Below are 13957 nucleotides of genomic sequence, written 5' to 3'. Positions count from 1 at the left end.
CGTTCCCCGGTGGCGCCGCCCCGCCCGCCGAACCCCGCACGACGGCCACCGCACCTGGCACGACCCCGGTCACCGCACGACGGTCACCGCACGACGGTCACCGCACCTGATACGACTACCCGGTGGACCTTCTCGAACCCCACCTCAGGCTCCTCGCCGAGGTCTTCGACGCGGCCGCCGCCGGTGCTCCCTGGGCCCTGGCCGGCGGCTACGCGCTCCAGGCGCACGAGCTGCTTCAACGCCCGCACGCGAACGTGGACTTGGCGACCGAGAGCGCGGAGCCGATGCCCCGGCTCGCCGAGGCGCTGGGCGCGGCGCTCACCTCACGGGGCGGCCACGAGGCGACCGTCCGGGACACGGACCCGCTGTCCGCACACCTGGCCGTGCTGGACCGCGCCACGGACACGGTCCTCCGGTTGGCCCTGCACAAGGAGACCTTCTGGAGCCCGCCCGTCCCGACCCCGTACGGTCCGACGCTCGCCCTCCCCGACGCGGTGGGCACGAAGGTCCGGGCGCTCTACGACCGTGGTCTGGCCGTCGACCTGATCGACGCGAGGGCCGCGTCGGCCCGCTTCACCCACCCCGACCTGGAGGAACTGGCCCGCCGCCACGCCCGGGACGACTTCGACCTGCCCACCCTCCAGACCCGGCTGACGGGCACGGACCACTACCCGGACGCCGCGTTCACGGCGTACGGCCTGACCGAGGACCAGCTCACGGACCTGCGTGCGTGGGCCCAGAGCTGGTCGACGGACATCGCGGAGCGGCTGCTGGAGGAGGGGGCGTCACCGGACGAGTGACCGGGACGCCCGGTGAACGGCCCGCACTGTGAACGGGACGCATGGTGAACGGGACGCACGGTGAACGGGACGCACGGTGAACGGAACGGAACGGACGGGCGGACGGGACGCCCCCGCCGCCGGGATCAGCTGGAAGAGGCCGACGCCTCGGCCGACGCCGTCTCGGACGCGCCCGGCTGGACCGCGTCGTCGGTGCCCTCGTGGGTGGCGTCGGGTTCGACACCCATCGTGATCGAGCCCACGACACCCTTGGCGATGTTCTTCTTGTCGTACTTCAGCTTGAGCAGACCGCCCTGGACGCCGCTCTGGTCGTAGATCGTGTCCTCGGTGAGCGTGGTGCGCTCGGTGGTGCTGGTGGAGTACGGCTCCACCTCGGCCGAGGCGAGCACGGACTCCTCGTCGAAGAAGAACTGGCCCGTGTGGCAGGTGTTGCCGCCCTCGTAACCGGCGTCGGTCCACTCGCCGTTGACGTGCACCTTGGTGTGGATGTGGACCGTGCGGCCGCGGTACCAGCCCGGGAAGACCGTCTTGAAGGTGACGCGTCCCTGCCTGTCGGTCTTCCAGGTCCCCCGCAGATAGCGCTCGTCGTCGGTGGGCTCCTCGTGCCCGCCGCCACCGCCACCGCCGGACGGCGGCTCGCCGGTCGGGGTACCGGTCGGCACGTCGGTCGGCGTACCGGTCGGGGTGCCGGAGGGCGCGTCGGTGGGGGCGCCGCCGCCTCCACCGGTGGAGAGGCTCTCGTAACCGGAGTAGATGCCGAGGGCGTCGCAGTGCCAGACGTCGACGGCGGCGTTCGCGAGGGGCTTGCAGGTCTCGGAGTCGATCACCTTGAGGGCGAGGGTGAGCGGGATGCCCTCCTTGTCCTCGGTGATGTCCTGGCGGAGCTTGTCCGCGTCGATGTAGTACGGGCCTTCGGTGGTCTCGGAGGTGAGTTTGTAGCAGACCTCACCGGCACTCGCGGAAGCGGCGGCCTTGGTCTCGGCCCCGCTCTTCTCCCCGGCGAAGGCGCCCGCGGCGAGCGCCCCGCCCGCCCCGACGGCGACGGCCGCGCCCGCACCGGCGACGACCACCTTGCGTCGGGTCAGATCCCGCTTGTGCCTGGGGCCTTGCCGGTCATTCTCCGCACCGCCTGTGTTTTCTGAGTTTCCTGAGTTTCCCGTCATGGCCGCGAAGCTAGGAGGCGGGCCTGTCAGAGGCGTGGGAACGACCTGTGGAATTCCAAGGGCAGGCAAAAAGCGCCGGGCTCGGGGTCTGTTTTGAGCCTACCCATGATAAGGAGATTGGTGAGGCTTACCTTACTTTTACCTCCGACTCCGCGTGCGGCTCCTCCGCGTGCGGCTCCGCCCCGTCCGACACTGCCTGGAAGCACTGCCTGACGTCACCCGGAAGCACCGCCTGACATCACCCGGAGACCATGCCCGACGCCACCTGGAGCGGCGCCGGGCACCGCCTGGGCGTCATGAGGCACCACGAGGTGCCATGAGGCACCGCCTGGGCGCCACGGGGCGCCATGGGGTGCCATGGAGTGCGATGCGAGGCGCCATCAGGTGCCACCGGGTGCCACCGGGTGCCACCGGGTGCCACCAGAAGCTCCCAGGCGCACATGGCACCACTGTCACCCATTCAGGCGCCATCACATTTCCCCAGGTCAGCGCGATTCCGTGAGCCAATCGCCCCGAGATGCCACCGCACGGCTTGCATGTGGCACCACTGTGGTGCCATCATGGCGTCATGGACCTCACCCCGTATGTCGACACCCTCCGCCGCGAACTCGCGGTGGCCGCCGAAGCCGGCGGTGACGAAGCCCGCGAGCTGGCGGAGCGGCTGACCGCTCCACTGGAGTCGGCGACCCGGCTGACCATGCTCCACGTGCTTTCCGCCGCCACGGACGAGATCACCCGCGATCTCGCCCCCGGCTCGGTCGACGTACGGCTGCGCGGGCTCGACCCTCAGTTCGTGGTGACACTCCCGCCCGGCGACGGCGGTGCCCTCGCGGAGCCGGTCGCCCCCACCGAGCCGCTCAAGGCTCCGGCCGAGGGCGACGAGGGCGGCACCGCCCGCGTCAACCTGCGCCTGCCGGCCCACCTCAAGGCCCGCGCCGAGGAGGCCGCGACCCGCGAGGGCCTGTCGGTCAACGCGTGGCTGGTGCGTGCCGTGTCGGCCGCGGTCGAAGGCGGCGCCCGGCCGCCGCGCACGACGGAGAAGACGCAGACCCTCGGACAGAGCTTCACGGGCTGGGTGCGCTAGCCCCGCACCCGCCCGCACTCCACTGCACCAGCACCAGCACCAGCACCACTGCACCCCGCACCACCTCACCCACACCACGTCCCACCAGCGGGGACGCCCTGAAGACCCAAGAGGACGGGACAGCCATGCCTTCTTTCGACACCCCCGAACCGATCTCGGTCACCGCACGCGTGGACGCCGGTTCCCTCCAGTTCACCGCGGCCGACCGCCCCGACACCGTCGTCGAGGTGCGGCCCCGCGACCCGGAGAAGGACCTGGACACCCGGGCGGCCGCCCAGACCGAGGTCACCTACGCGAGCGGTGTACTGACCATCAGGACGCCCAAGCCCACGCTGTTCGGCCTCGGCGGCACCGGCACCGTCGACGTGACGGTCGACCTGCCCACGGGCTCACGCGTCGACACGACCGGCGCCTGGACCCAGGTGATCGGCGAGGGCCGGCTCGGCGAGGTCCGTGTGAAGAACTCGTCCGGCGACGTCCGCCTCGACACCACGGGCCCGCTGGAGCTGACCGCCTCGCACGGCACGATCACCGTGGACCGCGTCGAGGGCTCCGCCGAGATCACCGCCAGCTCCGGCAGCATGCGCGTCGGCTTCGTAGAGGGCTCCGCCCACCTGAAGAACTCGCACGGCAGCACGACGGTCGGCGCCGTGACCGGCGAACTGCGCGTGAGCGGCGCCAACGGCGACATCGACATCACGCGCGCCGAGGACTCGGTCACCGCCACCACCGCCCACGGCACCCTGAGGGTGGGCGAAGTGGTGCGCGGGACCGTCCAGTTGGAGACCTCCTACGGCGCCATCGACGTCGGTATCCGCGAGGGCACGGCCGCCTGGCTCGACGTCAGCTCCGGCTCCGGCCAGGTGCGCAACACACTCACCGCGTCCGAGTCCCCGGAGAAGACCGAGGACACCGTGAGGATCCGCGCCCGCACCCGGTTCGGCAACATCCACCTCCGCCGCGCCAAGGCCTGAGCACCGCGTTCCCGACCCGCCCCGTCCCCCAACCACCCCAGACCTTCGAACGGAGGGCTCCATGCCTTCTCCTGTCATGCCCACGTCTAATCGGGACACCGGTCGCCCGTCGCCGATCGCCGTCTCCGCCATCGGTCTGCGCAAGTCGTACGGCGACAAGACCGTCCTCGACGGCATCGACCTGCGCATCCCGGCGGGTTCCGTGTTCGCGTTGCTCGGGCCTAACGGCGCCGGCAAGACCACCGCCGTGAAGATCCTTTCCACGCTCATCGCCGCCGACGGCGGACAGGCCCAGGTCGCGGGGCACGACCTCGCGGCCGATCCGCAGGCGGTGCGGGCCGCGATCGGTGTCACCGGCCAGTTCTCCGCCGTGGACGGGCTGATCACCGGCGAGGAGAACATGCTCCTCATGGCGGACCTGCACCACCTGTCCAGGGCCGAGGGACGGCGCGTCGCCGCCGCCCTGCTGGAGCGCTTCGACCTGGTCGAGGCCGCGAAGAAGCCCGCCGCCACCTACTCCGGCGGCATGAAGCGCCGACTCGACATCGCCATGACCCTGGTCGGCAGCCCCCGGATCATCTTCCTCGACGAGCCGACCACCGGCCTCGACCCACGCTCCCGGCACAACATGTGGCAGATCATCCGCGAGCTGGTCTCCGACGGCGTCACCGTCTTCCTCACCACCCAGTACCTGGAGGAGGCCGACGAACTCGCCGACCGCATCGCCGTGCTGAACGACGGCAGGATCGCCGCCGAGGGCAGCGCCGAGGAACTCAAGCGGCTCGTCCCCGGCGGGCACGTCCGGCTCCGCTTCTCCGACCCGGCCGCCCACCACAGGGCCACCCGCGCACTGCCCGAGGCCACCCGCGACGACGAGACACTCGCCCTGCGGCTCCCCAGCGACGGCAGCCAGCGCGACCTGCGCACCATCCTCGACCGGCTGGACACGGCCGGCATCGAGGCCGACGAACTGACCGTGCACACCCCCGACCTCGACGACGTCTTCTTCGCCCTGACCGCCTCCACCGTGCCGGGCCGGTCCAGCCGGCCCGACCAGCCAAAGGAGAACGCCCGATGAGCTCCCTCTCCCTCGCCGTACGCGACTCGTCCACGATGCTGCGCCGCAACCTCCTGCACGCAAGGCGCTACCCGTCGATGACGCTGAACCTGCTGCTCACGCCGGTCATGCTGCTGCTCCTCTTCGTCTACATCTTCGGCGACGCGATGAGCGCGGGCATCGGCGACGGCGGCGCCGACCGCTCCGAGTACATCGCCTACCTCGTGCCGGGCCTGCTGCTGATGACCATCGGCTCCACCACGATCGGCACCGCCGTGTCCGTCTCCATGGACATGACGGAGGGCATCATCGCCCGCTTCCGGACCATGGCGATCCACCGCGGGTCGGTGCTCTTCGGACACGTCGTCGGCAGCGTGATCCAGTGCGTCATGAGCGTGGCCCTCGCCGGGGCCGTCGGAGTGGCCATCGGCTTCCGCTCCACGGACGCCACACCCCTGGAGTGGCTGGCGGCCTTCGGGCTGCTCGTCCTCTTCGCCACGGCGCTGACCTGGATCGCGGTCGGCATGGGCCTGTCCAGCCCGAACGCCGAGGCGGCCAGCAACAACGCCATGCCGCTCATCTTCCTGCCGCTCATCTCCAGCGCCTTCGTCCCGGTCGACTCCATGCCGGGCTGGTTCCGGCCCATCGCCGAGTACCAGCCCTTCACCCCGGCCATCGAGACCCTCCGCGGACTGCTGCTAGGCAGCGAGATCGGCCACAACGGCTGGCTGGCCGTGGCCTGGTGCCTGGGACTCGCGGTGCTCGGCTACCTCTGGTCGAAGTCCCTGTTCGACCGCGACCCGAAGTAGCCCGAAGTGAGGGGCGAAGGACCGGTCAGCAGCGTGCGGGCATGGGCCCGTAGCCGCGGGCCCGCCCGGTCCCGCGCTCGCCGTCGAGCACGGCCGAGTCCGGTTCTCCGAGCGCCGCACGTGCCGAGCGAAGATGCTCCAGCCCTTCCTTCGCCACCCGTGTGACCTCCTCGTACTCCCCCGCCGTACGGGCCGCGGACAGCCGGTCGCGCGCCGCGCGATGGCACTCCGCCGCGCTGGTCAGCGCCCGGCCCGCCGCCTCGTCCGCGCCCGCCCAGGCCCGCGCGCCCGGCGGGACGAGTCCGCCGCCCAGCCGGATCAGCCAGTGGTTGGCCTCCGCCTCCGCGTCCAGGTCGGACAGTCCGGAGAGGCCCGATGCACCGGACCGGCCCGGACGTACGGGCCGACCGGACCTGCCGGACCCGCGGGGCCGACCTCGACGTCCGGGCCGACCGTCCGGACGTCGGGTGCGACCCGCGCGGCGCTGGGCCACCACCCCCGCCACCGCGCCGACGATCAGCAGCACCGACAGCGTGAACATGAACCCCGTGGATCCCATGGCTGGCTTCCTCCCTCGGCCCGTCGGCGCGTGCCGGCGTACCGCTATGAGACGACGCGGCGCTGTGCTTCCGCCTCGGGCTTCCTGTGCGCCTCCGGTGAGGTTCCCAGGAGCGGATCGGAGGCCGCGCGGGCCCATGAAGAGAGCCACGCCCCCCGACGCGCAGGTCGGGGGGCGTGGCCCGGAGAAATCCGTCAGCCGCCGGAGACCGAGGCCGAGGCCGAGGCGGAATCGGACGCCGACGCCGACGCACTCGGCTGCGGCGGCGCGCCCTGGCCGTCCTCCGTCGCGTCCGGGTCCACGCCGACCGTGATCGACCCGTGGACGCCCCTCGCGATGTCCCGCTTGTCGTAGCGCAGCTTCAGCAGACCGCCCTGGGTGCCGCTCTGGTCGTAGATCGTGTCCTCGGTGAGGGTCGTGCGCTCCGCGGTGTTGCTCGCGTACGGCTCCACCACCGCCGAGGCGAGCACGGACTCCTCGTCGAAGAAGAACTGGCCGGTGTGGCAGGTGTGCCCGCCCTCGTAACCGGCGTCCGTCCACTCGCCGTCCACGTGCACCTTGACGTGGATGTGGACGCACCGGCCGCGGTACCAGCCCGGGAAGACCGTCCGGAAGGTCACCTGACCGTGCCGGTCCGTTCGCCAGGTGCCGCGCAGATAGCGGCTGTCGTCCGTGGGCTCCTGGTGGCCGCCTCCCGGGGGCGCTCCGGTGGGCGCCCCCGTCGGAGGTTCGCCGGTCGGGGGTTCCCCGGTCGGAGCGGGACCGCCGCCACCGCCGTTGCCCTGGTCCTCGTAACCCGAGTACACCCCCGCCGCATCGCAGTGCCAGATGTCGACGGCCGCGTCCCGGATCGGCTTGCACGTCTCCGAGTCGATCACCTTCAGGCCGAGGAGGAGCGGGATGCCCGCCCGGTCCTCCGTGACGTCCCGGCGGATCTTGTCGGCGTCGATGTAGTAGGGGCCCTCGACCGTCTCCGAGGTCAGGCGGTAGCAGACCTCCCCGTCGGGGTCGGCGCCGGTCCGAGCCGGTCTGCCGGGCCCGTCGCCGGCGCCCGCGGCGAAGGCGGTGCCGCCCAGGCCCGCCGCCGCGATGCCGCCCGCGGCGACGGCCACGACCTTACGACGTGATAAGTCCTGCTCGCTGTGTGGTTTCTGGGATCCCGTCATGAGGCCGGGACGCTAGGGACGAAACCTGTCAGGAGCATAAGGAAGGGCTGTCAGTTGCCGGGGAAAACGAAAGTGGCCCGGAACCGACGTCGGTTCCGGGCCACTCTCCACGTACCGCCCGCTTGCGCGGGCTTGTGTCGGCTCCCGCCGACGGCCGCTACTTCGGCTGCGGCTTGCGCACCGACAGGTGCAGCTCCCTCAGCCGGGCCTCCTCCAGCTCCGTCGGCGCGCCCATCATCAGGTCCTGGGCGTTGCCGTTGAGCGGGAAGGCGATGGTCTCGCGGATGTTCGGCTCGTCGGCCAGCAGCATCACGATGCGGTCGACGCCCGGCGCGATACCGCCGTGCGGCGGGGCGCCGAAGCGGAACGCGCGCAGCATGCCGGCGAACTTCTCCTCGACCGTCTCATGGTCGTAGCCCGCGATCTCGAACGCCTTGAGCATGATCTCCGGCTCGTGGTTCCGGATCGCGCCGGAGGACAGCTCCACGCCGTTGCAGACGATGTCGTACTGCCAGCCCAGGATGTCCAGCGGGTCCTGGGTCTCCAGGGCCTCCAGACCACCCTGCGGCATCGAGAACGGGTTGTGCGAGAAGTCGATCTTGCCGGTCTCCTCGTCCTTCTCGTACATCGGGAAGTCGACGATCCAGCAGAAGCGGAAGACGTTCTCCTCGAAGTGCCCGGCACGCTTGGCGGCCTCGACCCGCACCGCGCCCATGATCTTCGAGACCTCGTCGTACTCGCCCGCGCCGAAGAACACCGCGTGGCCGGCGGCCAGCGACAGGCGCTTGGTCAGCTCGGCGACGTTCTCCTCGGTCAGGAACTTCGCGATCGGGCCGGTCAGCGAGCCGTCCTCGGCCACCCGGACCCAGGCCAGGCCCTTCGCGCCCAGCGTCACCGCGAAGTCGCCGAGCTGGTCGAAGAACTTACGGGGCTGCGCGGAGACGTCCGGCACCGGCAGCGCGCGGACGTGCTTGCCCGCGAAGGCCTTGAACTCCGAGCCCTCGAAGATGTCGGTGATGTCGACGAGTTCCAGCTGAGCCCGCAGGTCCGGCTTGTCGGAGCCGTACTTCAGCATCGACTCGCGGAACGGGATGCGCGGGAAGGGCGAGGTGACGTGGCGGCCGCCGCCGAACTCCTCGAAGAGCTCCGTCATGAGCTTCTCGATCGGCTGGAAGACGTCCTCCTGCTCGACGAAGCTCATCTCGACGTCGAGCTGGTAGAACTCGCCCGGGGAGCGGTCCGCGCGCGCGTCCTCGTCGCGGAAGCAGGGGGCGATCTGGAAGTAGCGGTCGAAGCCCGAGATCATCAGCAGCTGCTTGAACTGCTGCGGGGCCTGCGGCAGGGCGTAGAACCGGCCCGCGTGCAGACGGGACGGGACGACGAAGTCGCGGGCGCCCTCGGGGGAGGTCGCGGACAGGATCGGCGTCGCCATCTCGTTGAAGCCCAGCGCCGTCATCTTGTGCCGCATCGCGGAGATGACCGACGTCCGCAGCATGATGTTGCGGTGCATGCGCTCACGGCGCAGGTCCAGGAAGCGGTACTCCAGGCGCCGCTCCTCGTTGACCCCGTCCTCGGCGTTGATCGTGAAGGGGAGCGGCTGGGCGGCGCCGAGCAGCTCGACCTCGCCGACCTCGACCTCGATCTCGCCGGTCGACAGATCCGCGTTGACGTTCTCCGAGCCGCGCGAGACGACCTTGCCGTCGATACGGACCGTCGACTCCTTGGTCAGCCGGTCGAGGGCCTCGTAGGCGGGCGTGCCCGGACGGGCGACGAGCTGCGTGATGCCGTAGTGATCACGCAGATCGATGAAGAGGATGCCGCCCAGGTCGCGCCGATTGTGCAGCCAGCCGCTCAGCCGGACGTCGGTGCCGACGTCAGAGGCGCGGAGCTCGCCGCAGGTGTGGGACCTGTACCGATGCATCGTCGTTCATCCAGTCTTCGCGGATCGGGGGCGTGTTTCACGTGAAACAACCCCCAGCGTACCGGGCAGTCACTGATCACCTCCCCTCAATACGGGTGCGGCGATCAGTGGCACTTCTCCGTCCCATCTTCCTAAAGTGGGGCAATGCGCACTGGCGAGCCGTTGCCCGCCGTGGGGGAGGTCCTCGCCTCCCTCGCGACCGGCCTGTGGCACTGGGACACCGCCACCGGGCTGGTCACGGTCGACGCCGAGGCGGCCCGGCTGCTCGGGCTGCCCCCGGACGAGACCGTCCTCACCGAAGCCCAGACCCGGGCCCGCCTCCACCCCGTCGACTGGAACGAGATCACCGGGGTGATCCGGCTCGCCGTCGCCGAGGGCACCCTCGCCGAGGTACGCATCCGGATCATGGACGACCGAGGGCGGATCGTCCGGGTCGTGCGCAGCCGCTCCAAGCCGTCCTTCGACCCGGCCAAGAAGGCGTACGAGCTGATCGGCACCCTCCAGGAGGTGACCGAACCGACGCCTGGCACCCCCGCGGGACGGACCGCCGTCACCGGCGACTGGCGGCGCTCACGCGAGGCGTTCCTGCTGGACGCGGGCAGGGCGCTGGCGGAGGCGCGGTCCACCGAGGAGGTGCTGAGAGTCGCGGCGGCCCTGTCCATGCCGGGCTTCACCCCGGACGGACTGGCCGTCTTCGGCGTGGAGGGCGAACGGCTGACGATCATCGGCCACCACGGACACCAGTCCGGCGACGACGACCCTTTCAGCCATATGTCCATCCATACGGACTATCCGGCCGCCGAGGTCGTACGCACCGGACGGGCCGTGTACCTGTCCTCCCCCGAGCGGTACAAGGAGCGCTACCCGCTCACCTGGCCGCTGGCCGCGCACTTCGGCCGTCACTCGTGGGCGTTCCTGCCGCTGACGGTGGCCGGCCGCACGATGGGCGCCTGGATGGCCGGCTTCGCGTACCCGGTGGCGTTCACCCCGGACGAGCGGTCCGTGCTGACGACGGTCGCGCGCATGCTCGCCCAGGCTCTCACCCGCGCCGGTCGGGCGGAGACCCAGCGCGAACTGACCGACGGCCTCCAGCGCTCCATGCTCCCCACCCTCGGTCCCGAGATACCGGGCATGACCCTCGCCGCCCGCTACATACCGACCGGCGGCGGCCTTCAGGTCGGCGGCGACTGGTACGACATGATCCCGCTGCCGAGGGGCCGCTTCGCCCTGGTCATCGGCGACGTCCAGGGCCACGACGTCCGCGCCGCGGGACTCATGGGCCAGCTGCGCATAGCGGTACGGGCGTACGCCGCCGAGGGCCACCGCCCCGACGCCGTCCTCTCCCGCGCCTCCGGTTTCTTCCACGGCCTCACCGCCACGGACGGCGGAGCCGGGGCCGATCCGCGTTTCGCCACCTGCCTGTACATAGAGGTGGACCCGGTGACCGGGCTACTGGAGACCGCCCGGGCCGGACATCTGGACCCCACGATCCGCATGTCCGACGGCACCGTGCTGGTCCGCGCCACCGCCGGGGGCCTGCCCCTCGGCATCGACCCGGACGCCGACTACCCCACCACCCGGCTCGCCCTGGAACCCGGCGAGGCGCTGATGCTCTGCACCGACGGCCTGCTGGAGACCGGCGGCCACGACCTCGACACCGGCTGGCGGCGCGTCCGCAAGATCCTCGAGGCGCACCGGGGCGATCTGGAGGAGCTGGCCGACGCCCTGGTCCAGGCGGTGCACGGCCCTTCCTCCCACCACACCACGGGCCCTTTCGCGGACCGCCGCGAGGACGACATCGCCGTGCTGCTCCTGTGCCGCCAGGGCGAGGGCGGCTGCGGCCCGGGAACCGGTCCCCTGCCGGTCCGCCACCCCGTGCGGCGGTCGATGCTGACGGTCGCGCAGGCCGAGCCCGAACGGATCGCCGTGGCCCGGCAGCAAGTGCGCGAGCTGCTGCACGACTGGACCTGCGAGGAACAGGTCGACTCGGCGGTCCTGCTCGTCTCCGAGACGCTGACCAACGTCCTCGTCCACACCGACGCGGACGCGCTGCTCGTCGCCGAGGTCACCGGCGCCCCCGGCGAACGCAGGCTCCGTATCGAGGTCACCGACGCCGGCGACGACCTCCCCCACATGCGCCGCCCCGGCGAACTGGCGTCCTCGGGCCGCGGTCTGGTCCTCATCGAACTGCTCGCGGACACCTGGGGGGTGGCTCCCCGGGGTGAGGGCAAGAGCATCTGGTTCGAGCTCTACGAGTTCGGCGAGCCCTCGGCGGGAGCAACGTGACGCGTCCGTAGTTCGTGCAGCACCCCGAAGGCGGCGGCCGTCACGGGAACGGCGAGCAGCATGCCCAGGATCCCGGCCACGGACGCCCCGGCCGTGATGGCCACCATCACCACCGCCGGATGCATCTGCACGGTCCGGCTCTGGATCACCGGCTGCAGCACATGCCCCTCCAGCACCTGCACCGCCAGCACCACGCCGAGCGCCCACAGCGCGATGACGAAGCCCCGGTCGGCCAGCGCCACCAGCACGGCGACGGCCCCGGAGAGAAAGGCGCCGAGATAGGGGATGTACGCCCCGACGAAGACGAGGGCGCCCAGCCCGACCGCCCCCGGCACATCGAGGACGAGCAGTCCGACGGTGATGCACACGGCGTCGATGAACGCGATGAAGGTCGTGCCCCGCATGAACCCCTCCACGGCCCGGAAGGCCCGCCTGGCCATGGCCTCCAGGGTGTCGCCGGTACCGCGTGGAGCGACGGAACGCAGCGCGCCGACCGCCCGGTGCGAGTCGCGCAGAAAGAAGAAGACGAGCAGCAGCGCGAGCACGGCCATCGCGATGCTCTCGCCGACGACACTCACCCCGCTGATGACATTGGACGCGGCCGTCCCCCCGAACTTGGTCAGCAACTCCTTCGCGTTGGAGGCGAGGTCGTCGAGCGAGGTCCCGGCGGCCCCGAAGTGCTCGGCGATACCCCGCGCCGCCGACCTGAGCGCGGCGACGATCTGATCCCCGCTGTCGATCAGCGCGGCGACGACGATGTACACCGCCCCGCCGACCACGGCGACGACGGCGACACACGTCAGCCCCGCCGACACCGACCGGGGCACCCCCACCTCCACCAGCCTCCGGTACAGCGGCCTCAGCAGCGCGGTCCCGAGCAGAGCGAGCAACACGGGCGTGACGGCGGTACGCAACTCGGCGCACAAGCGGATCCCCACGTACCCGACACCCGCCGCGAGCAGAATCACGGCGCACCAGGCGGCGAACCGGCGAGCGGGGACGGGGAGCAGGTGCACGCGTCCAGCGGATCACGGAGGCGCCGGATTGTCCTGACCTGACGGGCCGCCCGGGTGACGGCACGTGCCCCGGACCCGGAATCGAACGTCCGCTCCTAAAGGGTGAACATCCTTGCCAGCACGGCCAGTTGCGGTGGCATATGCCTATTTTTCATGGCGGAGGTGATGCTCGATGTACGAGCAGAACAACACACAGCCGCCGGACCGGTCGGCGGCACAGCAGGACGCGATCGAGATCAGTGACTTCGTCTACGCGGCGACCGGCGCACGGGTGCGCAGGCTCACCACGCCGGACGGGACGCACTGGTTCCCGGCTGTCGACTTGTGCAAGAACCTGGGTTACGCGCACGTCGGTTCCACTCTGCGCAACATTGCCGACGCAGCCAACGTGGACAGTCTCGAGAGTGTGCTCCTGAAGCACACTCTCAGCATTCCCGCAGGTCGGGAGTGGCGCCGAGACATGAAACTCGTCAACCTTCAAGGGTTGGTCCTCATGGTCAACTCCTGCACCAAGCCAGAGTCACAGCCCTTCAAAACCTGGGTCGCCGGTGTCATCGCCACTCTCCAGCGCGACGGCTCCTACTCCCTGGAACCCGCCCCCGTGCAACCCGCCCCCGCCGGCGGCACCGCGTACGTCATGCCCGAGCAGGTCGTCGACGCCATCGTGCGCCTCGAAGAACGCAACATGCAGGTGGACGAGAAGCTGGCCGCCGTCGCCGACGAGCAAAACGATCTGCTGCGGCAGATCAACAACAGCCTTCAGGACATCGCCGCGGCTCTCAACCGCCCCGACGACCGCTCCCGGCCCTCACCGGCTCCGGAGCTGACGCCTCAGCAACTGCTCGCCAAGTGGAGGGCGAACAACCTCGCCATCACTGAGGACGTGCACACGGTGGCCGCCTATCTGGTCCCGGCGCTGCTGCACGGCGGGGCCAGGTATCGCGTGGAAGAGATCACCGCCCACACGGGTCTGTCGCACAAGCGCGTACACGACTGCTTGGAGCTGCTGTTCGAGCAGGGGTGTGTGCGGCATGCAGGCCATGCACCGGACGGGAGCCCGATCTGCGTACTGCCGTAGCGAGGTGACATGAGACAGGCCCGAAGTCGCAAACCAACGTTGCG

The 13957-nt window shown here is 70.7% G+C and carries 12 protein-coding genes; 7 read left to right on the top strand and 5 right to left on the bottom strand.

Features of this window, described 5'->3' with window-relative positions; all coding sequences use genetic code 11:
- Window positions 1-122 precede the first annotated feature (122 nt).
- A complete protein-coding gene (locus tag QQM72_RS16870) occupies window positions 123-800 on the top strand; it encodes a hypothetical protein (protein ID WP_314221700.1) in 678 nt (225 codons plus the stop codon).
- 125 nt (window positions 801-925) lie between these two features.
- Here QQM72_RS16870 and QQM72_RS16865 read toward each other — a convergent pair whose 3' ends face one another.
- Window positions 926-1963: a dioxygenase family protein gene (locus QQM72_RS16865; RefSeq protein ID WP_314221699.1), complete on the bottom strand. Its 1038-nt coding sequence runs from the start codon at window positions 1961-1963 to the stop codon at window positions 926-928.
- Between the two features lie 568 nt (window positions 1964-2531).
- Between QQM72_RS16865 and QQM72_RS16860 the strand changes: the two genes are divergently transcribed.
- The 4 genes from QQM72_RS16860 to QQM72_RS16845 all read left to right on the top strand — a co-directional run bounded on the left by QQM72_RS16860 (window position 2532) and on the right by QQM72_RS16845 (window position 5887).
- Complete coding sequence (locus tag QQM72_RS16860; RefSeq protein ID WP_314221698.1) at window positions 2532-3047, top strand: toxin-antitoxin system HicB family antitoxin; 516 nt, start codon at window positions 2532-2534, stop codon at window positions 3045-3047.
- Window positions 3048-3172: 125 nt separating this feature from the next.
- Window positions 3173-4021, top strand: coding sequence for a DUF4097 family beta strand repeat-containing protein (locus QQM72_RS16855; protein ID WP_314221697.1), 849 nt, complete (start codon window positions 3173-3175; stop codon window positions 4019-4021).
- A 76-nt stretch (window positions 4022-4097) separates the two neighbouring features.
- Entirely contained in the window at window positions 4098-5099 is a 1002-nt protein-coding gene (locus QQM72_RS16850) for an ATP-binding cassette domain-containing protein (protein WP_314221696.1), read from the top strand.
- Window positions 5096-5887 carry an ABC transporter permease gene (locus QQM72_RS16845; protein WP_314221695.1) on the top strand — a complete coding sequence of 264 codons (792 nt, stop codon included), beginning with the start codon at window positions 5096-5098 and terminating at the stop codon, window positions 5885-5887. Before QQM72_RS16850 ends, QQM72_RS16845 begins: the two co-directional genes overlap by 4 nt.
- 25 nt (window positions 5888-5912) lie before the next feature.
- Here the strand turns inward: QQM72_RS16845 and QQM72_RS16840 are convergent, their stop codons facing one another.
- The 3 genes from QQM72_RS16840 to aspS form a co-directional block, all read right to left on the bottom strand.
- On the bottom strand, window positions 5913-6446 hold the full coding sequence (locus QQM72_RS16840) for a hypothetical protein (protein ID WP_314221694.1): 534 nt from the start codon (window positions 6444-6446) through the stop codon (window positions 5913-5915).
- A 194-nt stretch (window positions 6447-6640) separates the two neighbouring features.
- Window positions 6641-7612, bottom strand: coding sequence for an intradiol ring-cleavage dioxygenase (locus tag QQM72_RS16835; protein WP_314221693.1), 972 nt, complete (start codon window positions 7610-7612; stop codon window positions 6641-6643).
- Window positions 7613-7769: 157 nt separating this feature from the next.
- Complete coding sequence (gene aspS, locus QQM72_RS16830; RefSeq protein ID WP_314221692.1) at window positions 7770-9533, bottom strand: aspartate--tRNA ligase; 1764 nt, start codon at window positions 9531-9533, stop codon at window positions 7770-7772.
- Between the two features lie 144 nt (window positions 9534-9677).
- Here aspS and QQM72_RS16825 point away from each other — a divergent pair, with 144 nt between their 5' ends.
- The gene (locus QQM72_RS16825; RefSeq protein ID WP_314221691.1) at window positions 9678-11819 is read left to right on the top strand and encodes a SpoIIE family protein phosphatase; all 2142 of its coding nucleotides are present in this window, start codon (window positions 9678-9680) and stop codon (window positions 11817-11819) included.
- Here QQM72_RS16825 and QQM72_RS16820 read toward each other — a convergent pair.
- The gene (locus QQM72_RS16820) at window positions 11783-12835 is read right to left on the bottom strand and encodes an AI-2E family transporter (RefSeq protein WP_314221690.1); all 1053 of its coding nucleotides are present in this window, start codon (window positions 12833-12835) and stop codon (window positions 11783-11785) included. The two genes, QQM72_RS16825 and QQM72_RS16820, sit on opposite strands and share 37 nt — an antisense overlap.
- 172 nt (window positions 12836-13007) lie before the next feature.
- On the opposite strand from QQM72_RS16820, the gene QQM72_RS16815 reads away from it, so the two are divergent.
- Window positions 13008-13913 carry a BRO-N domain-containing protein gene (locus QQM72_RS16815; RefSeq protein ID WP_314221689.1) on the top strand — a complete coding sequence of 302 codons (906 nt, stop codon included), beginning with the start codon at window positions 13008-13010 and terminating at the stop codon, window positions 13911-13913.
- Window positions 13914-13957 lie beyond the last annotated feature (44 nt).

It is taken from the genome of Streptomyces zaehneri (assembly GCF_032248645.1).
In the GTDB taxonomy this organism is placed as follows: domain Bacteria; phylum Actinomycetota; class Actinomycetes; order Streptomycetales; family Streptomycetaceae; genus Streptomyces; species Streptomyces coriariae.
The sequence above is the reverse complement of the archived record's forward strand: the minus strand, read 5'-3'. Positions and strand labels throughout refer to the sequence as shown.